This is a genomic window from Actinoplanes awajinensis subsp. mycoplanecinus, assembly GCF_001509495.1.
Lineage (GTDB): Bacteria > Actinomycetota > Actinomycetes > Mycobacteriales > Micromonosporaceae > Actinoplanes > Actinoplanes palleronii.
Window position 1 is genome coordinate 160,197 of sequence record NZ_LLZH01000121.1, and the last position, 22,490, is coordinate 182,686.

Below are 22,490 nucleotides of genomic sequence, written 5' to 3' on the forward strand. Positions count from 1 at the left end.
TGATGCGCGTCACTCCTCCTGGAGAACCGAAGGTCATCTGCCGTCGTCTTGCTGGTTGTGAGACCAAGTCAGGACGAGGCGGAGCTGGTGCGCCGCACCGCAGCCGGTGACCGGCACGCGTTCGACGAGCTGTATCGGCGCACGTCGCCGTGGCTCGCCGTCCGCCTGCGCCGGCGCTGCTCGGACGACGACGTGATCGCCGACGTGATGCAGGAGACGTATCTGGCGGTGTGGCGGGCGGCCGGCGACTTCGCCGGGTCGGCCACCACCGGCAGCGCGGTCGGCTGGATGTGGACCATCGCGGCCAACCGGCTCGTCGACGCGTTCCGGCGGCGCGCCCGGCAGAAGGACCTGCCGGCCGTGCAACTCGCCGCGACTGTCGCACCGGCCGCCGAGGACGAGGTGATGGCCGGCCGGGTCGGGCACGACCTGGAGCAGGCGCTGCTCACGCTGCCCGACGACGTGCGCCAGGTGCTCCGCGCCATGGTCCTCGACGGTCTCTCGGTCCGGGAGACGTCGCTGCTGCTGGGAGTGCCCGAGGGCACCGTGAAAACCCGGGCGCGGCGGGCCCGGCTCGCTCTGCGGGAGGCGCTGTCATGACCGGACACCCGAACCCCACCTGGATCACCCGGTACGCCGACGGCGACCCGGCTCTCGACGAGGCCACGGTCTGGTCGGTCGAGGTGCACCTCGAGGACTGCGCGGACTGCCGAGCGCTGCTGACCACGGACGTGCCGGACGACCTGCGGGCGCTGCTCGAGCGGGTGGCGGCCGGTGTGGACGAGGGCGTCACGACCGGACCCGCTCCGGCCCGCCGTCGGCCCTGGTCGGCGGCCCGGCACCGATGGCTGATCTGGCAGCTGGTGCCGTGGCTGACCATGACGATCGCGGTACTGGGCTGCGCGGTGCTGCTCCAGGGCTTGCAGCCCAGCCTGCCGTCGCTGGTGCTGCTGCTGGCGCCGGTCGCGCCGCTGCCCGGTGTGGCGGTGGCGTGGAGCCGGGGCAGTGATCCGGCCTGGGAGCTGATCGCCGGCACCCCGACCGCCGGGCTGCCGTTGCTGCTGCGGCGTACCGCTGCGGTGCTGGCCGTGGTGATCCCGGTGCTCGGGCTGGCCAGCGACCGGACCGGGGCGTCGCTGGCCCTGGCACTGCTGCCGTGCCTGGCGTTCACCACGGTGACCGTCGCGCTCGGCGTCTTCGTCGGCGTCCGCCGCGCGGCCCTCGGGTTGGCGGCCGGATGGGGCCTCGCTGTGGCAGTGCCATCCCTGATCAATCTGCGCCTGCCGGGCGTGCTCCAGGCGGGCAGCGCCGGCCTGTGGCTGCTGGTCATCGCGGTGTCCGCGGGGTTCGCCCTGATCCGGTCCGACCGTTTCCGGCGGCTGTCCAGCCACCACTGAGCTCTCTCGCGCCGCCTGATGGCGGCGCCACCTGAACCTCCCCGGCGCCGTCGGGTTGTCGCTTCCCGGCGACAGCTGTCGGCGCAATCAATCGAAGGAGACCGATTTATGCGTACGGTGAGCGCGGCCGAGACGGCCCCCACCACCCACCCGTGGGTGGTACACGCCGAGGGCCTGCGCGTGCGGGCCGGCCGGCACCTGGCCGTCGACGGACTCGACCTGGCCCTGGGCACGGGGGTGCACGGCCTGCTCGGTCCGAACGGCGCCGGCAAGACCACGCTGATGCGCGCGCTGGCCACCGTCATCGAACCGGCCGGCGGGGCGCTGACCCTGCTCGGCGAGTCGGTGGCCGGCCGCGCCGACCTGCGCCGGGTCCGCCGCGGGCTGGGCTACCTGCCGCAGCAGTTCGGCTTCTACCCGCGGTTCACCGTGCGGGAGTTCGTCGAGTACATGGCCTGGCTCAAGGAGATGCCGAAGCCGTCGGTGCCGGGCGCGGTGCAGCGGGCGATCGAACGGGTCGGTCTCGCCGACCGGGCCGGCTCGCGGATGAAGACGCTGTCCGGCGGCATGCTGCGCCGGGCCGGCATCGCCCAGGCGATCGTCAACGACCCCTCGGTGCTGCTGCTCGACGAACCGACCGTCGGCCTCGACCCGGAGCAGCGCCTCGACTTCCGGGAGCTGCTGCGTGACCTGGGCGTCGACAGCTGCGTCCTGGTCTCCACGCACCTGGTCGAGGACGTGGTGGCGGCGTGCTCCGACGTCGTGATGATCAACGCGGGCCGGCTGGTCTTCCAGGGCACCCCGGACGAGCTGATCGCCCAGGGTGGCGAGGGCGATGCCGGGGACAGTCCCGCCGAGCGGGGCTACTCCGCGCTGCTACGTCGGCACCGGGCGGAGGCCGCCCGATGAGCCGCGTGCTGGGTATCGAACTGCGCCGGTCGGCCGCCCTCGGATCGGCCCTGATCGTGCTGGTGGTCGGCGCCGCGCTGATGTATCTCGCGAGCGGCTCGATGACCGGGTCGGAGTGGTCGGTCGGGTGGATGCAGCTGGCCATGACCCAGCGGTTGTACCTGGTGCTGCTCTGGCCGCTGGCCCTGGCCGCCGGCGCCTGGCAGGGCCGCCGGGAGAAGAAGTCGAACGTCGGCGAGCTGTTCGCCAGCACGCCCCGGTCCCGGGTGCGGCGGGCCGTGCCGACGATCACCGCGATGGCCCTCGCCATGATCGTCGGCTACCTGCTGGTGAGCGTCGCGGCCGGGGTGTCGATCGTCAGGACCGCCGACTACCTGCCGTCCGCGGTCCTGGGTGTCGCCGCGGTCGGCGGCCTGACGCTGATCGCCGGGGTCTGGCTCGGTCTGGCGGTCGGCCGCCTGCTGCCGCACCCGGTGACCCCGCCGGTCCTGGCCGTGGCGGGTCTCGGCCTGCTGCTGGGCCTGCCCTGGGCCACCCGGCCCCGGGGCTGGCTGTCCATGGTCTTCTCGCCGATCGACGAGATGAACATGCCGGACGACTACGCGACGGTGCCCTGGCAGGTCAGCGGCTCCCAGGCGATCTGGATGGCCGCGCTCGCGGTCGCCGGGGTGATGCTGTTCGCGTCCGGCACCTGGCGGACCCGGGTGGCGGCGCTGCTGCCGCTCGCGGTGGGCGCCGCGCTGGCCATCCTGGTCATGCCGCACCAGAACCGGATCGTCACCGACTCGGTCGACCCGGTCGCGAAGGCGCTGGTCTGCGCGAAGGACGAACCGCGGGTGTGCGTCAGCCGGGTGCACGCCGGGCTGCTGCCCGAGCTGGTCGGGCCGGCCCGGGAGGCGCTGACCGTCCTGGCGAAGCTGCCGGGCGGGCCGACCCGGGTCCACGAGGACAACACCACGTACCTGCCGTTCGTGCCGGCGCCGCAGACCGCCGACACCGCGTTGCTGCGGATCGAGGTCGGCGCCGGCGGCCACCTGGACGAGCCGTCCACGGTCCTGCCGGAGACGGTGATCGCGGCGTTCACCGGTCCGTACGAGTGCGAGAAGGGGCCGTCCTGGGCGCAGGCGCGCGCGGCCGGGTACTGGTTGGTCGGGCAGGAGCCGCCGACCGCCGTCTCGGAGTTCGACGACCCCGAGCGCGCCGCCGAGGCCCGGGCACTCTGGGCGCAGCTGCGTGCCCTGCCCGCGGAGCAGGCGACGGCCAAGGTGCTCGCGATCCGCGCCGACGCGCTGAAGTGCACGACGTGAGGGAACTGACGCTGTACCTGCGCTCGCGGCGGGCCCCGATGGCGCTGGCGGTGGCGGCCGGCTGCGCGGTGCTGATGTGGTTGCTGGCGCTGGGCAACACCCAGAACGGCGTGGTGGCTCCGGAGCTGATCGTGCTGACCGTCCTGCTGATGGTGGCCGGGCTGACCACCACCTTGACCAGCCCGGACTACGCGCTGGACCGGACCGCCGCCCTGCGGTGGCCGGTTCGGCGGGCCGGGCACCTGCTGACCGTGCTGCTGATCGTGGTGGGACTGCTGGCGGTCACGCTGGTCACCCCGGCCCGGTTCAGCCCGGCGTGGATGGTGGCCCGGGACGCGGCCGGGCTGCTCGGCCTGACCGCGCTGAGCGCCACCCTGCTCACCCCGGCCCGGTCCTGGTTCCTGCCACTCGGCTGGACGCTGTTCGCCGTGATGTTCCCGCAGGGGGAGGGTGCCCTCGGGCGGGTACTGACCTGGCAGTCCCAGGCGCCGGGGGACACCGCAGCACTGGTCACGGCGCTGGTGCTGGCGCTCGGCGGGTTCGCCGCCTACACCCTGACCGGGCCGTCGAGGCGAGCAGTCGCCGAGGTCGGCGGGTAGGACCACCCGGGGTGGGATATGAATCAACGGTGACCTCTTACGCAGCCGCTCCGAGCCGGTACGACGCCATGGCGTACCGCCGTGTCGGACGCAGCGGCCTGAAACTGCCCGCCATCTCGCTGGGGTTGTGGCACAACTTCGGCGACGACAAGCCGATCGAGACGCAGCGGGCCGTGCTGCGCCGCGCCTTCGACCTCGGTGTGACGCACTTCGACCTGGCCAACAACTACGGCCCGCCGTACGGCTCGGCCGAGATCAATTTCGGTCGCCTGTTCGCCGAGGATTTCGCCCCGCACCGGGACGAGCTGATCATCTCGACGAAGGCCGGGTACGACATGTGGCCCGGCCCGTACGGCGACCACGGCTCCCGTAAATACCTGACCGCGTCCCTGGACCAGTCCCTGAAGCGGATGGGGCTGGACTATGTGGACATCTTCTACTCGCACCGCTTCGACCCGGACACCCCGCTCGAGGAGACGATGGGCGCGCTGGACTCCGCGGTGCGCTCCGGCAAGGCGCTGTACGCCGGCATCTCGTCGTACTCGCCGGCCAAGACTGCCGAGGCCGCCGCGATCCTGCGTGACCTGGGCACCCCGCTGCTGATCCACCAGCCGTCGTACTCGATGTTGAACCGCTGGATCGAGGAGGATCTGCTCGACGTGCTGGAGCGGGAGGGCGCCGGCTGCATCGGTTTCTCCCCGTTGGCGCAGGGCATGCTCACCGACCGCTACCTGAACGGCATCCCGGAGGGGTCGCGGGCCGGCGACCACAAGTCGCTCACCCCGGACTGGCTGAACGAGGAGAACCTCGGCAAGATCCGGGCGCTGAACGGCATCGCCGAACGGCGTGGCCAGAGCCTGGCCCAGCTGGCGATCGCCTGGTCGGTCCGCGACCCGCGGGTCACCTCGGTGGTGCTCGGCGCGAGCAGCGTGTCCCAGCTGGAGAACAACCTGGCGGCGCTGGACAACACCACGTTCACCGCCGACGAGCTGGCCGAGATCGACAAGTACGCGACCGAGTCCGGGATCAACCTCTGGGCCGGGTCGAGCGCGCACTGACCACGGCCCCGGCTGGGCCGCAGGGGTGTCTCCGCGCCGCGGAGACACCCCTGCGGCCCAGCCGGGGCCGTGCGCCGCGCCGCGGTCCGGTAGTGGTCACGGTCTCGCGCGAGACCACCAGTGAGCGTGGCTCGTAGCCTACGGACGGGCGCTCGGTATTCGTACCAAATGGGGGTTGATCGGTCCGGCGCCTGTGGCTATTTCTGGCGGCGGAGCTCGACGAGCAGGCTGTCCCGGTCGGTGAGGACGGCGCCGAGGATGCGGCGGCCGGCAGCCAGCAGGTCGGCGACGTCCGGGGTGCTCAGGGCATACATCACCAGGGGGCCGTCCCGGAACGACGCGACGATGCCGGCCCGGCGCAGGACGGCGAGTTGCTGGGACAGGTTCGACGCCTCGACGTCGATCTCGGCGAGCAGGTCGCGGACCGGTCGCGGGCCGTCCTGCAGCAGTTCCAGGACCCGGATCCGGACCGGGTGGCCGAGGGTGCGGAACATCTCGGCCTTCGCCTGGTACAGCGGCACTGACACGTCGGGTCCCCTCCAGTCATTCACACCGACCAACGCGGTGCGGGCGGCCCGGTTACGCCTCTTGTTCAGTTTCGGACTTGCAGAAATCTTCAAGTCGATTGCTGGTCACCTCAGGGTTCCAGGAATCCGACCCTCCAGATCGGACATCATGTGCGACGCGATCGTGCCGATGTCGGCGACTCTCGATGTCGACCGGAGCGATGCGACACGGGAGGACCCGAGATGCCGGACATGGACGTAGCCCTGAAGGACGCGATGCAGATCGACGGCGCGATCGGCGTCGCCCTGGTCGACCGCAGCAGCGGAATGGCCCTCGGCGTCGCCGGCGGTGACCGGAACTTCGACCTGACCGTCGCCGCGGCCGCGAACACCGAGGTGATCCGCGCGAAGTTGCGCACCATGGAGATGCTCGGCCTGCGGGAGAACATCGAGGACGTGCTGATCACGCTCGAATCGCAGTACCACCTGATCCGGCCGTTGACCGGGCGCACCGGGCAGGGACTCTTCCTCTACCTGGCGTTGAACAAGGACCGGGCCAACCTGGCGCTGGCCCGGCACCAGCTCAAGCGGATCGAGACGGGTCTGGATATCTAGCGGAGAACTCGTCGGCGAGCATGGCGAAGTCGACCTCCGTGCTCCACTCGCCCTTGAACAGCTCGTTGTGCACCAGCCGGGCCTCCTGCCGCATGCCGAGCCGGCGCAGCACCCGGGCGGACGGCTCGTTGCGCTCGTCGATCCGCCCGACGATCCGGTGCAGTCCCAGGTCCTCGAAGCCGAGTCTGAGCATGGCCAGGGCCGCCTCGGTGGCGTAACCCTTGCCGGTGAACTCGGGGTTCACCACGTACCCGATCTCGCCGCCGCGGTGCTTGCGGCTGTGCCAGAACAGGATCACGTCGCCGACCAGTTGCCCGGTCTCGGCGACCTCGATGCCTAGCGTCAGTGACTGGCCCTCATCGGTGAGGTCGGTCGCGGACCAGTACGTCGTGAGCCGATCGGCGATCACCTCGGGGGTCATCGGCAGGAACGGCACGTACCGGCAGACGTCGGGGCGGCTGCGGTAGGCCAGCAGCGCCTCGGTGTCGGCGGCGGTCAACGGGCGCAGCAGCAGGCGCTCGGTGGTGATCGGATACGTCGGGCGCAACTCGTCAGGCGACACGCGATCATCCTGCCATCGCGTGCCGCCATTCGCACACCCGTTCGAGTTATCCACAGGCTGTGCGCACAGCCTGTGGGCGAAGAATCAGCGCGCGCCCGCGTGCCGCAGCACGGCGGCCACCCCGCCGTGCAGGTGGTGTTCCTCCGGGTCGACCAGGACGATCGAGCCGTCCGTGCCGACCAGGGCGCGGAGCATCGCGGCGTCCGCGCGGACCCGTGGCGGATGGCTGAATCCGGACGAGCGGAGCAGCTCCGGGTCGTCGCTCACCTGGTGCGGCTGCGGCCCGATCCAGAGCTGCTCGGTCGAGGACGGGTCGTCGATCAGCAGCAGCGTGTCCACCTGACCCCGCGACAGGTGGCTCACCACCTCGGACAACCCGTTGCCGGCGCTGTCGTCGCGTTCGATCTGGGACTGGAACTGGTCGAGCACGTCCTGCCGGTGTTCCTCGAGTTCCTCGCCGAGCTGGCTGATCATCGGCATCACGTGCGGCAGCGGCTCATAGACCGCGATCGCGGCCCGTGGTGGCGCGGTCAGCGGCTGCCGCATGATCACCTCGCCGGACGTGGCGAACAGCGCGAGCCCGTGCCGCCCCGGCCGGCCCGGATGGTCCAGGACCGCGTCCTGCAGGGCGTGCACCGTGTGCGGATCACAGCCGGCCCTGGCCAGCGACTCCCGGGCCGCCTCCCAGCGGGGCTCGACAGAGGTGTCCCTGGCGTCCCGGGACGTGTCGATGTAGACCGAAGCCCACGGTCCGGGGCGTTCGTACAACGGGCGCAGCAAATCGAGTCGCATGTCCGGCCTCCCTGCAGAAATGGTGAGTTTTCGCAGGTGGGCGGGTACCCCGTCAGGCGCCGATCAACCGGGATGCTTGCGATTGAGCAACATCCAGGCGCCCGGCAGCAGGGCGCCCGCGAGGCCGATCTTCAGGATGTCGCCCATCAGGTACGGAACCAGGCCTTTGAGGAACGCGGTGGGCAGGTCCATGGTCGTGGCCAGGGCCAGCCAGGGCACACCGACCAGGTAGATCAGCAGGTTACCGATCACCATGAGGCCGATCGTGTAGCCCGGGCGGCGGTCGGCGCCGAGCGCGGCGAGCTGGCCGACCAGGGCCGCGGCGATCACGAAGCCGACCAGGTAGCCGCCGGTCGCGGCGGGCCAACCGGCCGAGCCGCCGGCGAACCACGGAACGCCGAGGATGCCGGCCACCGCGTAGAGGAACATGCCGGCCGCGCCCCGGCCCGGACCGAGCACCGCGCCGGCGAGCAGCACCGCGAACGTCTGCCCGGTGATCGGCACCGGCGAACCGGGAACCGGGATGGCGATCTGCGCGGCCAGCCCGACAGCACCGGCAGCGCCGACGGTCAGGATCACATCGCGCACCGCGGACCGGCCCCACACGTCGGCGAGCACACCGGTCGGCCGTCCGGGCACCACCGCACCGAATACGTCAGTCACCATGACGACCTCCCGTCCAGCATTGCCGGGAACCGTAAACACCGAAGATCACGAGAAGGCCTCGCTGTGGTCCAGGTCGCACCACATCGGACCTTTTTCGGTACGAATACGGAGCGACCGTCCGCAGGCTACGAGCCGAGTCCCGCCCGTGAGGCCGCCGCGAGACCGTGACCGCTCCCGACCGCAGCGCGCCTGCGGGTTCCGGCTGGTCCTCAGGGGTGTCTCCGCGATGCGGAGACACCCCTGAGAGCCAGCCAAAAGGTCGAGGGGCGCTGCCGTGACCGGCAGCGCCCCTCTCACGAACGCGCCCTGACTAGAGGGTGAGCGTCCAGGTGTTGATGTAGCCGGTGTCCGAGGAGTAGATGTCCTGGACCTTGAGCAGCCAGGCGCCGTTCGCGGCCTCGCTGGACAGGTTCTTCGTGTAGGTGGTGGCCACGTTGTCGGCGCTGTCCGTGCTGGACGTCGCCTTCAGGGCGTAGACCGTTCCGTCCGGTGCGACCAGGTCGACCTTCAGGTCACCGCGGTAGGTGTGGACGATGTTCACCGCGACCGTGGAGGTGGCCGAGGCGCTGCGGGCGCAGCCGCTGATGGTGATCGCGCTGGTGATGGCCGCGCCGGCGTCCGGGATGGTGACGTCGGTGGCGTTGGTGCCGCTGCATCCGGCCGGAACCGAGGTGGTCGGCGAGGCAGTCGGCGACGAGGTCGGCGAGCTGGTGCTGCCGCCGGTGCAGGTCGGGTCGGCGGTCTGGGCCGGCACGCTCACGGCGTCCCAGGCGGCCTTGACCTTGTTGAACAGGCCACAGGTGGCGTCCAGAGCCTTCGACGAGGTCAGCGTCCAGGTGCGGTACTTCACGTAGGACGAGCTGGAGGTCTTCATCAACATCGCGTTGTAGAAGATCTTCGTGGCGGTCTGGATGCCGACACCGGTCAGGGCGCCGGAACCGCTGCAGCGGGTGCTGGCGGGCTGGCCGTTGGTCGGCGCGGTGCCCTCGGCGAGCAGGTAGAACCAGTGGTTGCCGGGACCGGCCGCCGCGTGGACTTCCTGGCTCGGGGTGCTGCTGGAGTAGCAGTTGTCGTCACCGGCGAGCGACGGGTTGTACATGTACCGGATCGGGCCGCTGCCGACCAGGTTGACCTCTTCGCCGACCTGGTAGTCCGGCGGGTCGTTCGGGTTGTTGGCGAAGGCCTCGGTGGCCGCGCCGAACACGTCGCCGACGAACTCCTGGGTGCCACCGGCGGAGATGCCACCGGGGGTGTTGTCGTCGATGCCGTGGCCGATCTCGTGGCCCAGCACGTCAGCCGAGGAGATCCACTGACCGGCGGTGTTCTTGCCGATCTGGACCTGGGTGCCGTCGTAGTACGCGTTCTGGTCGTTCAGGCCGACCCGGATCGGCCAGGCGCCGCCACTGCTGGTGAAGCCGGTGCGGCCCAGCCAGCTGGACAGCATCCCCTTCTCCTTCTGCGCCGAGTAGAACGCGTCGACGCAGCCGGTCTCCTTGTTGGTGCCGGTGCCGTTGCCCCACACGTTGTCGGTGCCGCTGAACGTGGTGTTCGTCGACGCGTCCTGGCAGGTCAGCGTCGCGATGCTCGGGTCCTTCAGGCTGTACGTGCTGCCCGAGAGGGTGGTGTCCAGGCTGACCGAGCCGTTGATCCAGCCGGTGCCGGTGCCGGCCACGTCGGTCACGTGCTCGTAGGTCCGCAGCACCTTGCCGGACGCCGCGTCGACGTCGACCGTCAGGCGGCTCGGGCCGTCGGCGCTGGTGCCCTTGATGGTGGACTCCCAGGCCAGGGCCGGGGAGCCGGTCGTGTTGAGCACGATGAGCTTGGTGCCCTCGACGCTGCCGACCGTCTTCAGCTCGCCCTTGGCGACCTTCAGCGAGTCAGCGGCGCTCAGGGTGGGCGTGGTGTTGATGGCGCCGAGCGGAGTCGACTGGGCCACCGAGGTGTACTTGACCTGGCCGAGCGCGTCGGTGACGACGACGCCGTCGCCGCCGATGACCGCAAGGCCCTTGTACGTCCGGTCGAACGGCACGTACTGGAGGGTGTCGGTCGAGATCACGTCGTGCTGGACGAAGACCTCGTCCGCCGCTGCTTGCAGGGCGGCGGGACGAGCCGCGAACAGAGCCGAAGCGGCCTGAGCCGCAGCCGCGGCGGGTGCCACCGGGGTGCTCGGCTGGGCGGTCGCCGGTCCGGCGAGCGCCACGGCCACCGTAGCGGCCGCGGTTGCGGCGACCACAGCGACGACGACAGGGGTACGGGATTTCACGCACATCTCCTTTCCCGCCCGGGGGGTTGGCGGGCGGGTCACGACCGTCCGTGGACGATGGGTCACACCTGGATGACTTGTGGTGAGACGTTAAGCATCGACGAACGTCACCGAATCAGGGAAAACCCTTGCGGTTCCTGAATGGCCGCTGAGAGAGCGCTTTATTAAGGAACTTCTATGAACCGATCTCGTTGACCTCGGTGAACGGAGCGTCGTTCCACCAGATCGCCCGGATGATGAAGCTGTGGTTGGTTTCGTTGAAGTAAACCGCCAGGTCATCCGGCGCGGTCTGGGTCTTCTCCACCGCGTAACCGTCCGCCGGAGTGGCGGTCACCAGAGAGACCACACCCCGGCTGGTCATCCGGATCACCGCCTGGCCGCCCTCGACCGAGAACGAGCGCACGTACGTCTTCACCCCGTCGCTGCCGGTCGTGACGGTCCAGCCGTCCTCGGTGGTGGTGGCCGGCGCCGTGGTGACGGCCGGCGCGGACGTCGGCGGCTCGGTGGCCGGACTCGTGGCCGGCTTGGTGTGCTGTGGCCGCTTGGTCCCCTTGGGCGAGGACGAGGTCTGGCCGGGCTCCGCGGTGCGGCCCGGCTCCGGGCGCGACGACGTGGACGGCACCGGCAGCGGCGCGACGATGTCGGCGGCCGGGACCTGATCGATGTCGGGCAGCGCGCCGACGTCGGGGCGGGCGGCGTTGAGCACCGGAAGGAGCGCCACCCAGGAGAGCACGATGCTGGTAGCGGTCGCCAGGAACCAGCCGGCTACCGGCAGCCACCTCGAAGAGCGCACGAGGCTCATCCTCTCACCTGGTCCTATGGTGTACGCCATGGCGTTGATCCTGTTGGTCGAGGACGACCGCAACATCGCGGCCGCACTCACCCGTGCACTGACCGATGCCGGGCACGTGGTGCGCCCGGTCGGGCAGGCCGCCCAAGCGCTGAAGATCGTCACACAGGAGCGCCCCGACCTGGTCATCCTCGACCTCGGGCTGCCCGACATCGACGGCACCGACGCGCTGCGGATGATGCGTACGGTCTCCGACGTGCCGGTGATCGTGGCGACCGCCCGGCGCTCGGAGGCGGACATCATTGCACTGCTGAGCGCCGGTGCCGACGACTACGTGACCAAACCGTTCTCCGGCGGCCACATCCTGGCCCGGATCTCCGCGGTACTGCGCCGGGCCCGCACCACCACCGAGCAGGCGCCGAACGCGATCACCGTCGGCGAGCTGGTGATCAAGCCGCGCCAGCGCCGGGCCGAGCTGCGCGGTGAGCCGCTGCAGCTCACCCGCCGCGAGTTCGACGTGCTGGCCTACCTGGCCGAACGGGTCGGTCAGGTGATCAGCCGGCGCGAGCTGATGAACCAGGTGTGGAACCAGGCCCGGATCGGCGAGGAACAGACGATCGACGTGCACATCTCCTGGCTGCGCCGCAAGCTCGGTGAGACGGCCGCCAAGCCGCGGTTCCTGCACACCGTCCGCGGCGTGGGCGTGATGATGGTCGATCCGCAGTGAGGTGGGCGCTGAACCGGCTGGCGCTGGCGATCACCTCGATGGTGGCGCTCGCGTTCCTGGTCCCGCTGGCCGTCGCGATCTGGCAGATCGCCCACGACAAGGCCATCTCCGAGGCGCGCCAGCAGGCCACCTCGATCGTCACGGTGCTCGGCGTGAACGCCGAACCGACCGCGCTGACCAACGCGGTGGCCAGCACGTCGGCGGGGAGTGCCGGGCTGCTCGCCGTGCACCTGCCCGGCCTGGACCCGATCGGCACCTCGCACCTGAGCGACACCACCGTCGAGCGGGCCGCCGCGCAGCGCCGCTCGGCGACCGCGGCGGCCGACGGCGGGGTGGCGTACCTGCAGCCGACCGTGCTCACCGACGGCCGCACCGTGGTGGTCGAGGTGTTCGTCACCGACGACGAGATGCGCCGCGGCGTCTGGTCCGCCTGGCTCGCGCTGTTCGGGCTGGCCGTGCTGCTGGTCGGCGGCTCGACCGCGCTCGCCGACCGGCTCGGCGCCCAGCTGGTGCGGTCCACCCGCCAGCTCGCGGCGTCGACCCGCCGGCTCGGCGCCGGCGAGCTCAACGAGCGGATCGAGCCGACCGGTCCGCGCGAGCTGCGGGACGCGGCGCAGGCGTTCAACACCATGGCCGGCGACCTGCGGCGGCTGCTGGACCGGGAACGGGAACTGGCCGCGGACCTGTCGCACCGCTTGCGTACGCCGCTGACCGCGCTGCGGCTGGACGCCGAGGCGATCCCGCCCGGGCCGATCGCCGACCGGATGCGTCAAGCCTGTGACCTGCTCGACCAGGAACTCGAGGAGATCATCACGGGTGCCCGGCTGGGTGTGGAGGATCGCGGCAACGAGAGCTGCGACCTGGTCGAGGTGCTCGCCGACCGGCTGGCGTTCTGGTCGGTGCTGGCCGAGGACCAGGAGCGCCCGTGGGAGGTGGTCGGCGGGAACGAACCGGTGACGGTGCCGATGTCCCGCAGCGACGTGACGATGGTGGTCGACGCGATGTTCGGCAACGTCTTCTCGCACACCGACGAGGGCGTCGCGTTCCGGGTCAGCGTCTCGTCGACCGGGCTGCTGGTGGACGACGCCGGGCCGGGGATCGCCGATCCCGCCGCGGCGGTGCAGCGTGGGTACAGCGGGGCCGGCTCGACCGGGCTCGGGCTGGACATCGTGCGGAGAGCGGCTGACACCGTACGCGGGCAGTTGATTGTCGGTCGAAGCCCGCTGGGCGGTGCGCGGGTCGGCTTCCTGCTGACCGCCGCTCCTGATGTTGATCTTGATCCGGAACCGCGTCGCCGCCGGCGCGCGAACTTCTGATCTTGGTGGTTTTACAGTCGCGTTAAGGCTTCGTTATGGCAGCTGCTCTTAACGTTCCGGCTCGTAAGGAAGCCAGGACGAGCTGTCTGGAGACTGACATGCGCAGGAAGATCGCCTACCCGCTGGCCACCCTCGGGATGGTCGGGTCGACTTTGGTGATCGCCTCACCGGCCCTGGCGCACGGATACGTCTCGTCGCCGCCGAGCCGTCAGGCGCTCTGTGCCGCCGGAACGGTCACCGACTGCGGCTCGATCCAGTTCGAGCCGCAGAGCGTCGAGGCCCCGAAGGGTTCCAAGCAATGCAACGGTGGAAACGCGAACTTCTCGATCTTGAACGACAACTCGCGCAACTGGCCGGCCAAGTCCGTGGGCACGTCGACCACGTTCAACTGGGTGCTGACCGCCCGGCACCGGACCGCGAGCTGGGTCTACTACGTGGACGGTACCGAGGTCGCCACGTTCAACGACAACAACGCGATCCCCGAGGCGACCGTCAGCCACACCGTGGATCTGAGCAAGTTCCCGGGGAAGCGGACGGTTCTCGCGGTGTGGAACATCGGGGACACCGCGAACGCGTTCTACAGCTGCATCGACTTGAACGTTGGTGGCGGGGCTACGTCCACTCCCACGGTAGCGCCGACCATGGCCGCTCCCGCTCCCGCTCCTACGACGGTCGCTCCTACGACGGCTCCGACCAGCTCGACGACATCCTCCGCGCCCGCCTCCAGCGGAAGCGCCTGGGCGCCGGGGACCAGCTACCAGACCGGTGACGTGGTGACCTTCGGCGGAGCCTCCTACACCTGCCGCCAGTCGCACCGGTCGATCAACAGCTGGGAGCCGTCGGTCTACACGCTCGCGCTCTGGCTGCCGCTGTGAAGCGCCGCCTGCTAGCCGTCGCGCTCGGTGCGCCGTTCCTGCTCGGGGCGTGCGGGACCGCTCCGTCGTCGCCGGCCGCCCCGGCCGCTCCTTCGGTGCAGACCGTCGCGGAGATCACCGCCGGCGCGACGTTCAACGCGAACGACGTGATGTTCCTGCAGATGCTCGCCGACCACCAGCAGCAGGGCCTGGAGATGGCCGCGATCGGCGCCTCCCGGGCCACCCGTTCGGACGTCGCGGACCTGGCCAAGGCGGTGTCGCTCACCGAGACCGACGAGCTGACCCTGATGCGCTCCTGGCTGACCGAGTGGCAGAAACCCACGACCGTCGACAAGCGGGTCAGCGTCCACGCCGACCACGGTGGCCTGCCGAGCACCACCGACGACGAGATCAACTCGTTGAAGACGGTGACGAAGAAGGATTTCGAGACCGCCTTCCTCAACCTCTTCCTGGCGCACCAGCACAACGCCGTCGAGATGGCGCAGATCGAGTTGGACAAGGGCGCGAACGAGCAGACCAAGGCGTTCGCGGAGCGGGTCAAGGAATCCCGCGCCGACCAGGTCCAGCAGATGCTGAAGCTGCTCAACGGCTGACGCCGGACCGCGGCCGCGGATGGCCCGGCCTGGCGGGCGGGCCATCCGCTTTTTTGCACCTTTAGTCCGTTATCTTGCGGATGTGAAGCGTACTGTCGCCACCCTGTCGTCCCTGGTCCTCGGTCTGCCCGTGCCGCTGTGGGGCCACCCCGGTTATGACGCCGAGGACAGCTGGTTCAACCCGCACGAGTCCGCGATCACCCCGGCCACCGTCGGCCATCTGCGGACGATCTGGTCGGCGAAGCTCCGCGAGGTCGACGAGAGCTGCTCCGGCTTCTCGTCCCCGGTCCTCGGCGCCGGTCGGCTCTTCGCCACCGACCGGGAGGGCGTCACCGCCTACGACCCGGCCGCCGGCGGCATGATCTGGCGCTTCACCTGGGACTACGCCGAGGACAACACGCTGCCGCGGATGGCCGTCGCCGGTGACCTGCTGATCCTCGCCAACGGCGACTGCCAGTCACAGAGCGACCCGAACGGCCAGCTCACCGCCCTGGACGCGGCTACCGGCCGGGCCCGCTGGCACATCGGCCGCGACGCACCGGTCGACACGGTCGTGGTCGACAAGAACGTGGTCCTGATCTCTGGCAACTCACCGTCCGACGACGACGAGGTCACTGCCTATCGGGTACGCGACGGCCACCTGCTGTGGCGCAAACCCGGCTTCGTCTCGAGCGGCGTCTCGGCGAACGGCGTGGTCCCGTTGGTGGGCGCCACCGGGACCACGGCCGTCGACATCAGCACCGGAAAGGCCCGGTGGTCCACGCCGGAGCCGTGGGAGGTCCAGGCGGCGAGCCCAGCGGCGGACCGCTTCTACGCGTCGGCAAGGTCGGGCGCGCTGGTCGCGGTGGACACGTCCACCGGCGCGATCCGGTGGTCAGCACCGAGCCGAGCCAGCGAGTTGGTGGCGACCGACGGGCGCCGGGTCTATGTGGCGTCGGAGGCGGGGGCGACAGCGCTGGACGCGGCGACTGGCCGGCTGGCCTGGTCCCGCAACCGAGACTTCCAGTTCGCCGGGACCGCTTCCCGGATGCTGCGAAGCACCACATCCTGGGCGACCTTGTCCAGTTCCATGTGGCAGCCCGCTGGCAGGAACGGAAAGCCCTCTTCGACAGCCCTTTCCAGATCCCGCCGACTGCCACCGAGCAGGGCACGATAGCGCCGATCGAAGCGGAACTCGCGGCGGTGCATGCCGACGAAGTCCAGCACGGTGCACACCGTTTTGCCGGCCAGCAGGCGGAGCCCGCGCCCCAGCTGCTGCAGGAAGAGGGTGGCGCTGTCGGTCGGCCGGAGGAACAGCAAAGTGTCCACGGCAGGTACGTCGACGCCCTCGTTGAACAGGTCAACCGAGAAGACGACCTGGACCTTGCCGTTCTCCAATCCGCGAAGTGCGCCGCGCCGCTCCTCATCCGAGCTGGTACCGGAGACCGCAACCGCGTTCACGCCCAGCTCCCGGAACTGCTCGGCCAGGTAGCGGGCGTGGTCGACGCTGACACAGAACCCGAGACACCGCATGGTGGCGAGGTCGTCGACGTGTTGCCGAAGCTGGTCGTAGACGAACCGGACCCAGCTGCCGTTGCCCACGTAGGTCTCGGTGAGGGCGGTCAGGTCGTAACCCTGCCCGCGGCGCCAGGGCACCTCGGTCAAATCGATGCCGTCGTGGATGCCGTAGTACACAAACGGCGTGAGTCGATGCTGTTCGATCGCATCCCACAGGCGCAGTTCGGCGGCGATCCGGTCGCCAAACCAGTGGAGGATGGAGAGGCCGTCAGTGCGTTCCGGGGTCGCGGTGAGTCCGAGAAGCTGCTTCGGCTTGAGGTGCGCCAGGATTTTTTCGTACGACTCGGCGGCCGCGTGGTGGAACTCGTCAATGATGACGACGTCAAAGTGGTCGGCGGCCAGTTTCTCCGGACCGTGGCTGGTGAGAGTCTGCACCGACGCGAACACGTGCTCGTAGGAATCGGGCCGTTGCCCACCCAGCCAGAGTTCGCCGAAGGTGTGGTCGCGGATGGCATGCCGGAACGTGTCCAGGCTCTGCTGCAGGATCTCCCGCCGGTGCGCGATGAAGAGCAACCGAGCCCGCCCCAGTCGCTTGCGAAGGCGGGCGTAGTCCACGGCAGCCATCACGGTCTTCCCGGTGCCGGTCGCCGAGACCAGTAGGTTGTGGTCGAAACCGGACTGCCGGGAAACCTCAATCATCTCCAGCAGCCGCTCCTGAAACGGCTCCAGGCGAATCTCGATCGGGCTCAGCGTGGTCTGGTGCCGGTCGCCGCGTTGCCGCCCGAACTCCAGCGCTTTGCGGAACTGCTCTTCGACGTAGGGGAGGAAGTCGCCGCTCTGCCAGTAGCTCTCAAAGACGGCGCCAATCTTGCGCACCACGTCCGGATTGCGGGCCGCAGACACCCGGACGTTCCACTCCATGCCGGCGATCTGGGCCGAGTGGGTCAGGTTGGACGAGCCGACATAGGCCGTGCTCAGGGCGGAGTTTCGGTGAAAAAGCCAGGCCTTGGCGTGCAGCCGTGCGGTCGTCAGGTCGTACGAGACCCGAACGTCCGCGCCCAACTCGGTAAGTTGATTCAGCGCCTCAAGCTCGGTCGAGCCGGTGTACGTCGTAGTCAGCACGCGAAGTGGTTTGCCCTGCTCGCAGTGCTTCCTCAGTGCATCCATCAACGGTCGCAGCCCGCTGCGCCGGATGAACGCCATGACCAGGTCGATGGCATCGGCTGACGCGATTTCGGCATGAATTTGATTGCCGACCCGCGGCTCACCCGGAGCGTTGGTCAGCAGAGTGGTGTCCAGTAGCGGAATGAGCGGCTGGCGTGGGAATCGCGGAACTCCGGCCAGGTCGAACGTACCGATCGCGGTGAGCGCCTCGCCCGGGACCTCAGGTCGTTCGGTGGCGGAGTCGGCCTTGGGGAGGCGTTCGTGCAGCACTTCCAGGAGCGACCGGGCCACCTCGATACCGATCCTGACCCGGTCGGATTCCGGCACGGTGTCCAACGCCCGTGCGACCTGCCCGGCCAGCAGCCGGGCGAAACGGTCGGACGCCTCAGCCGACCGAATGCCTTGCTTTTCGATCAGTTGCTCGTCGACGTCAGCAAGTTTGGCGAGCAGTGACTCCGTGACGATGTTCTCGTAGAGTCCCGCGGTCAGCTCATCAGGCACAGCGGTCAGTTTGCCGGATCACCGTGAGCCCGGGCGGACTCTGGGCGCGATCGGCTGGCCGAAGGGCGAGTCGCGCTCGGGATGGCGACACAGTTCGGGTGCCGCCGGCATCCTCGATGCCGGCGGCCCAGACCTGCACATGCTATGGGTTCCGAAGGACGAGCTGCGCGAAATCTTCCGTTCTCGTTCGGATGTCGTCTGGCGTCCATGCCGGGTAGCTCAGGACCTGAACGCTTCGAGGAAAGTCAGAAACCCTGTTCTCGAGATAGGTCGTCTTCTTGTCGGCGAACTCGCGCCTTCCTGCGGCCGAGTTCTTGCTCTTGCTGAGTAACACCAGGTTGCCGACAGTGTTTACCAGTTGGCTGTGCTCTTCCGACGTGAAAGTACTGCTCCAGGTGCCACCCGGTTTAGGGTTCTGCGGTAGGACATGTTCGATGGAACGCGCTTGGAACTGGTGCGGGTGATCAAGTTCGCTGGTCACAATCTCGGCCCGAACTAAAAGGTATTTTGCGTACCCGGCCCCGTAGAAGTTGTTGGCGCGACATGCTTTCTGGATCTCGTCAGTGTCGATGCGGGTGGCGGTGATTACCTCGCCGGCATCCGTTGTGGCGGCGATCTTCTTCAAGATTCCCGTATATGTTCCATAGCGCTCATCTTTGCGCACCCCGCGCACCCACTGGTCCAAATAGACTTTTTCCAGCTCAAGCAGGAACGTGTAAAGGTCGTTCTTGCCAAAGGTGTCGGCAAAAAGGAGTAGGCAAGCCCGCCACTCTGAGGCCGGGAAATGTTCGACCATGGCAGCCATGAGCGTTCGATATTCAACGTGCAGCGTCGCGCCGGAGTCGAGGTAATCTTGATCCACGAAAAGGCGATCGTAAAGGTCGACGAACTTCGTCAGGTCATCCATGAAGCTACTGCCGGGCCGTGGCATGCCAGGCTTGCCCAGAATGCGGTTGATGAACTCCTTGTGCAAGTCAGCCGCAGGCTTATCTTTCACGTAGATGAGCCGTAGAAGGTGGAACATGTCCTCGAAGCGTGACTCGCCCAGCTGGTTCTCCATGTCCTCCCACTGGTGGGCGTATTTCAAGCGGGCGTCAGCGTTGGGGATGCGTACCGGGTCCACGTTGTAGGCCTTGAGGACATCAATGCGGCGAAGCTGCTTGCCGCGGTCGTTTACAACAGTGAAAAGCCGGAAAGCGTCCTCGAACGAATCGGTAGCGAGGTACATCAACGTGCAGGACTTATTGACAAATATGGCAAAGCTTCGCAGCCTTTCCTCTGTCAATTCGTCAAGCGCGGCCCAGAACAACTCACGAGCATCGTTATAACGCTGCCCGGCGGGCTTGCTAAGGTGGTGCTCAGAAAGGGGCGAAGCGGCTCCGCCGCGCATGCTGATCAACTCATTGAATACTGCTTGATCCTTGACTTGCAGGCGATTCTTTGCAGGAATTGAATCCAGCGTGTTCTCGGGTTGGAATATTTTAGCGTGAAGCTCATTCGAGAGCTTCGGTTCGCCTATTTTAAACAAAGCGTCGCGAAGGCATGCGATGAGAATGCACAGGGCCGTGAGGCGCTGCTGGCCGTCAACGACGTCATATTCAGACTCGCGCTGCTTGTGAAGGACCAGGGTGCCCAGAAAGTAAGGTTCATCCCACGGCGTCTGGAGTAAGTCACCGATGAGATTGGAAAAGTTTTCCTTGTCCCACATGAATGGTCGTTGATATTCCGGGATCCGAAAGAAAAATTCCTGCGAGAACAGCTTGGCTAAGCTGTACATCCCACTCTCGAGTTGCTTTGTCACGAGCCCCCCTGCTGATGCGTGTGGCCGATGGTATCGGTCTTCACCTCTGTCTGGCTAGTCATATGACCACTAAGGGTCAGGCTGTCGCCGGTTCGGTCAGTCCACAAGAAACAGTTGCTTTGTCGGCAGCGGCGATTGATAGCTGTGCACCTTCGCCACCGGCTGTTCGGGTCACTGGATGGTCGTACGTGGAGTGCCGAGGCCGGTCCCGGTCGGCACGATGGTGCGGAAGCCGGAAATCTTCGTTGGTGGAGGGGACATGGCACTGCGTGATGGCGATCAAGAAGCACTGAATGCCGCGCTGCGGACTATCGAGGAGCAGGTTCCGGAGGCGGTGAAGGTGTCGTTTCAGACGACTGATCAGGATTACGTCGGCTTTGAGCTGGCGGTTGTTGAGCTGTCATCGGGCAAAGATCTTGCGGATGTTGCTCCCCTGAGGTTCGCGGAAGTCGCCGGGAGCGTCTGGCCCTTGATCTCCGGAATCGGGTGGGACGGCGTGATGGGCGAGGATGCGCACGGCAACGCCACGCTGATCCTTGGGCCCTCAGGTCTGCCGCGGCCCGGTTCGATAGCGTGAAACTGCACGCCAACCGGCCACACCTGAGGGGACCACGTGGAGCTGCTGCACTCCGGCAAGGTTCGGGACGTCTACGCCGACGGGGGCGACCTCATCCTCGTCGCCTCCGACCGGATCTCGATATATGACGTCATCCTGCCGACGCCGATCCCCGACAAGGGCAAGATTCTCACTCAGCTCTCGCTGTGGTGGTTCGACCAGCTCAGCGACGTCGTGCCGAACCACATCATCTCGTCGACCGACGTGCCGGAGCAGTGGCAGGGTCGGGCGATCCGGTGTGAGCGCCTGGACATGGTGATGGTCGAGTGCATCGCGCGGGGCTACCTCGCCGGCTCCGGCCTCAAGGACTATCAGCGCGACGCCGCGGTCAGCGGAGTGCCGCTGCCGCCCGGACTCATCGAAGGGTCGCGGCTGCCGGAGGCGATCTTCACGCCGAGCACCAAGGAGGCCGTCGGGGCCGGTCACGACCAGCCGATGACGTTCGAGCAGGTGCAGGAGAAGGTCGGCAAGGACCAGGCGGACGAGCTCAGGCGGATCACCCTGGAGATCTACCGTCGCGGGTCGGAGATCGCGGCGGCCAAGGGCATCCTGATCGCCGACACCAAGATCGAGCTGGGGCTGAAGGACGGCGAGTTGAAGCTCGGGGATGAGCTGCTCACCCCGGACTCGTCACGGTTCTGGGCGGCCGACGAGTGGCAGCCCGGCGACGTGCAGCGCTACCTCGACAAGCAGGTGCTGCGGGACTGGGCGACCCGGGAGACCGACTGGGACAAGACCGAGCCGGGCCCGGAGCTGCCGGACCGCGTGGTCGAGGCGACCCGCGACCGGTATGTCGAGGTCTACGAGCGCCTGACCGGCGACAAGTGGTCCTAATCCAGCTGTAAACGATCATTCGACGGCGGCCACGTCGGTGCGTCGGCCGCGCGGTTGCGCTTGCGCATCAGCCACGCGCCGTAACCGATGGCCAGGACCGCCTCCAGCGCGCCGGTCCACCCGCCGTAGAGCAGGCAGAACGGTGCGACGATCCACAGCAGAGTCGCCAGCGTCGCCCACCGGCGGCGCTGGCGGAGCCGCAGCTGATCGACCCGCGCCGTGAAGCCTGGGTCGGTGTCCCGCAACCGGGTCACCAAACCGTCGAATTCTCGCTCTTCCCGCGGATCGAGCACGCCGACACCTCCGGTTCACCAGGGTGGACGGCTCGAAAATACCCCGTGCCACGGCCGGTCAACCAGGAAACGCGAGTCCGGCACACGACAACGGCCCGGCGGTTCGCCGCCGGGCCGCTGGTGCATAAAAACCCCGATTTTGTACGAGGGGAAGCCTCAGGCCCACTGCACCGTGGTGGCCACATCGAGCCGCGGCAGCCGGCCCTTGTACGCGTTCTCCGCCGGGTGACCGAGGTTGACCACCGCGAGCGACTTGAAGCGCCCGTCCGGGAAGAACTCGGCGTCCACCCCGGCCTTGTCAAAACCGGTCATCGGGCCGGCGTAGAGGCCGATCGCGCGGGCCGCGATGATGAAGTACCCGGCCTGCAGCGCGGCGCTGAACGTGCCGTCCTGGATCCGCTTGTCAACGTTGCCCTCGAAGATCTCCTTGAGGGCCGGGTTGTGCGGGAAGACCTGCGGGACGTGCTCGTGGAACTGGGTGTCCAGGGCCAGCACGGCGGTGACCGGCGCGCTCGAGGACTTCGCCCGGTTGCCCTCGGCCAGGTGCTTGACAAGGCGCTCCTTGCCCTCGGCGGTACGCACGAAGAGCACTCGCAGCGGCTGGGTGTTCGCCTGGGTCGGCGGCCACTTGGCCAGCTCCCAGATCTCCTTGAGCTCCTCGTCGGTGACCGGGGTCGGCGCGAAGAAGGACGCCGTACGCGCGTCGGTGAAGAGGAGGCTGCGGCCCTCGGCGGTCAGCACCGCGTGACGAACAGGGCTCGCTTCAGAAAGAGTATCCACTTCTAAAAAGCTAGCGTGTCACGATCAGA

The 22,490-nt window shown here is 68.3% G+C and carries 23 protein-coding genes and 1 pseudogene; 14 read left to right on the forward strand and 10 right to left on the reverse strand.

What is annotated here, in order from left to right; genetic code table 11:
- Nucleotides 1–57 precede the first annotated feature (57 nt).
- From ADL15_RS15920 to mgrA, 6 genes are all read left to right on the forward strand, one after another.
- Nucleotides 58–600 carry an RNA polymerase sigma factor gene (locus ADL15_RS15920; RefSeq protein WP_067690688.1) on the forward strand — a complete coding sequence of 181 codons (543 nt, stop codon included), beginning with the start codon at nt 58–60 and terminating at the stop codon, nt 598–600.
- Entirely contained in the window at nt 597–1,397 is an 801-nt protein-coding gene (locus tag ADL15_RS15925; RefSeq protein WP_067690691.1) for an anti-sigma factor family protein, read from the forward strand. Before ADL15_RS15920 ends, ADL15_RS15925 begins: the two co-directional genes overlap by 4 nt.
- A 108-nt stretch (nt 1,398–1,505) precedes the next feature.
- Nucleotides 1,506–2,306, forward strand: coding sequence for an ABC transporter ATP-binding protein (locus tag ADL15_RS15930; protein WP_067690694.1), 801 nt, complete (start codon nt 1,506–1,508; stop codon nt 2,304–2,306).
- Nucleotides 2,303–3,613, forward strand: a complete 1,311-nt coding sequence (locus tag ADL15_RS15935) for a hypothetical protein (RefSeq protein ID WP_067690697.1) — start codon at nt 2,303–2,305, stop codon at nt 3,611–3,613. Before ADL15_RS15930 ends, ADL15_RS15935 begins: the two co-directional genes overlap by 4 nt.
- The gene (locus tag ADL15_RS15940; protein ID WP_067690992.1) at nt 3,610–4,212 is read left to right on the forward strand and encodes a hypothetical protein; all 603 of its coding nucleotides are present in this window, start codon (nt 3,610–3,612) and stop codon (nt 4,210–4,212) included. The genes ADL15_RS15935 and ADL15_RS15940 overlap by 4 nt, the downstream gene beginning before the upstream one ends.
- A 29-nt stretch (nt 4,213–4,241) precedes the next feature.
- Complete coding sequence (gene mgrA, locus ADL15_RS15945; protein WP_067690700.1) at nt 4,242–5,270, forward strand: L-glyceraldehyde 3-phosphate reductase; 1,029 nt, start codon at nt 4,242–4,244, stop codon at nt 5,268–5,270.
- Between the two features lie 197 nt (nt 5,271–5,467).
- On the opposite strand, the gene ADL15_RS15950 is transcribed toward mgrA, so the two are convergent.
- Nucleotides 5,468–5,797 (reverse strand): ArsR/SmtB family transcription factor, encoded by a 330-nt coding sequence (locus tag ADL15_RS15950; protein WP_067690704.1) that lies wholly within the window; start codon nt 5,795–5,797, stop codon nt 5,468–5,470.
- Nucleotides 5,798–6,019: 222 nt separating this feature from the next.
- Here ADL15_RS15950 and ADL15_RS15955 point away from each other — a divergent pair, with 222 nt between their 5' ends.
- Nucleotides 6,020–6,391 carry a hypothetical protein gene (locus ADL15_RS15955; protein ID WP_067690707.1) on the forward strand — a complete coding sequence of 124 codons (372 nt, stop codon included), beginning with the start codon at nt 6,020–6,022 and terminating at the stop codon, nt 6,389–6,391.
- Here the strand turns inward: ADL15_RS15955 and ADL15_RS15960 are convergent.
- The 5 genes from ADL15_RS15960 to ADL15_RS15980 form a co-directional block, all read right to left on the reverse strand.
- Nucleotides 6,360–6,953, reverse strand: coding sequence for a GNAT family N-acetyltransferase (locus tag ADL15_RS15960; protein ID WP_067690710.1), 594 nt, complete (start codon nt 6,951–6,953; stop codon nt 6,360–6,362). The two genes, ADL15_RS15955 and ADL15_RS15960, sit on opposite strands and share 32 nt — an antisense overlap.
- A gap of 84 nt (nt 6,954–7,037) precedes the next feature.
- Complete coding sequence (locus ADL15_RS15965) at nt 7,038–7,745, reverse strand: hypothetical protein (RefSeq protein WP_067690713.1); 708 nt, start codon at nt 7,743–7,745, stop codon at nt 7,038–7,040.
- Nucleotides 7,746–7,808: 63 nt separating this feature from the next.
- Entirely contained in the window at nt 7,809–8,411 is a 603-nt protein-coding gene (locus ADL15_RS15970) for a biotin transporter BioY (protein WP_067690716.1), read from the reverse strand.
- Nucleotides 8,412–8,721: 310 nt separating this feature from the next.
- The gene (locus ADL15_RS15975; protein ID WP_067690719.1) at nt 8,722–10,674 is read right to left on the reverse strand and encodes a M4 family metallopeptidase; all 1,953 of its coding nucleotides are present in this window, start codon (nt 10,672–10,674) and stop codon (nt 8,722–8,724) included.
- A gap of 175 nt (nt 10,675–10,849) precedes the next feature.
- The gene (locus tag ADL15_RS15980; protein ID WP_067690722.1) at nt 10,850–11,476 is read right to left on the reverse strand and encodes a DNA mismatch repair protein MutL; all 627 of its coding nucleotides are present in this window, start codon (nt 11,474–11,476) and stop codon (nt 10,850–10,852) included.
- Nucleotides 11,477–11,504: 28 nt separating this feature from the next.
- Here ADL15_RS15980 and ADL15_RS15985 point away from each other — a divergent pair, with 28 nt between their 5' ends.
- From ADL15_RS15985 to ADL15_RS55340, 5 genes are all read left to right on the forward strand, one after another.
- On the forward strand, nt 11,505–12,191 hold the full coding sequence (locus tag ADL15_RS15985) for a response regulator transcription factor (protein WP_067690995.1): 687 nt from the start codon (nt 11,505–11,507) through the stop codon (nt 12,189–12,191).
- On the forward strand, nt 12,188–13,507 hold the full coding sequence (locus ADL15_RS15990) for a HAMP domain-containing protein (RefSeq protein ID WP_067690725.1): 1,320 nt from the start codon (nt 12,188–12,190) through the stop codon (nt 13,505–13,507). Before ADL15_RS15985 ends, ADL15_RS15990 begins: the two co-directional genes overlap by 4 nt.
- 98 nt (nt 13,508–13,605) lie before the next feature.
- Nucleotides 13,606–14,382, forward strand: a complete 777-nt coding sequence (locus ADL15_RS15995) for a lytic polysaccharide monooxygenase (RefSeq protein ID WP_067690728.1) — start codon at nt 13,606–13,608, stop codon at nt 14,380–14,382.
- On the forward strand, nt 14,379–14,975 hold the full coding sequence (locus tag ADL15_RS16000; protein WP_083971297.1) for a DUF305 domain-containing protein: 597 nt from the start codon (nt 14,379–14,381) through the stop codon (nt 14,973–14,975). Before ADL15_RS15995 ends, ADL15_RS16000 begins: the two co-directional genes overlap by 4 nt.
- A gap of 82 nt (nt 14,976–15,057) precedes the next feature.
- On the forward strand, nt 15,058–16,131 hold the full coding sequence (locus ADL15_RS55340) for a PQQ-binding-like beta-propeller repeat protein (protein ID WP_232344134.1): 1,074 nt from the start codon (nt 15,058–15,060) through the stop codon (nt 16,129–16,131).
- 89 nt (nt 16,132–16,220) lie between these two features.
- Here ADL15_RS55340 and ADL15_RS55345 read toward each other — a convergent pair.
- Both ADL15_RS55345 and ADL15_RS16015 read right to left on the reverse strand, forming a co-directional pair.
- Nucleotides 16,221–18,137 (reverse strand): annotated as a pseudogene (locus ADL15_RS55345) (DEAD/DEAH box helicase family protein); the annotation flags it as partial.
- A 142-nt stretch (nt 18,138–18,279) separates the two neighbouring features.
- Nucleotides 18,280–19,938 carry a DUF262 domain-containing protein gene (locus ADL15_RS16015; RefSeq protein WP_067690737.1) on the reverse strand — a complete coding sequence of 553 codons (1,659 nt, stop codon included), beginning with the start codon at nt 19,936–19,938 and terminating at the stop codon, nt 18,280–18,282.
- Between the two features lie 259 nt (nt 19,939–20,197).
- Between ADL15_RS16015 and ADL15_RS16020 the strand changes: the two genes are divergently transcribed.
- Both ADL15_RS16020 and ADL15_RS16025 read left to right on the forward strand, forming a co-directional pair.
- The gene (locus tag ADL15_RS16020; RefSeq protein WP_157441386.1) at nt 20,198–20,515 is read left to right on the forward strand and encodes a hypothetical protein; all 318 of its coding nucleotides are present in this window, start codon (nt 20,198–20,200) and stop codon (nt 20,513–20,515) included.
- Between the two features lie 36 nt (nt 20,516–20,551).
- Nucleotides 20,552–21,388, forward strand: coding sequence for a phosphoribosylaminoimidazolesuccinocarboxamide synthase (locus ADL15_RS16025; RefSeq protein WP_067690744.1), 837 nt, complete (start codon nt 20,552–20,554; stop codon nt 21,386–21,388).
- On the opposite strand, the gene ADL15_RS16030 is transcribed toward ADL15_RS16025, so the two are convergent.
- Both ADL15_RS16030 and ADL15_RS16035 read right to left on the reverse strand, forming a co-directional pair.
- A complete protein-coding gene (locus ADL15_RS16030; protein ID WP_083971300.1) occupies nt 21,385–21,681 on the reverse strand; it encodes a DUF3040 domain-containing protein in 297 nt (98 codons plus the stop codon). The two genes, ADL15_RS16025 and ADL15_RS16030, sit on opposite strands and share 4 nt — an antisense overlap.
- 156 nt (nt 21,682–21,837) lie before the next feature.
- The gene (locus tag ADL15_RS16035) at nt 21,838–22,461 is read right to left on the reverse strand and encodes a malonic semialdehyde reductase (protein WP_067690750.1); all 624 of its coding nucleotides are present in this window, start codon (nt 22,459–22,461) and stop codon (nt 21,838–21,840) included.
- Nucleotides 22,462–22,490: the final 29 nt, after the last annotated feature.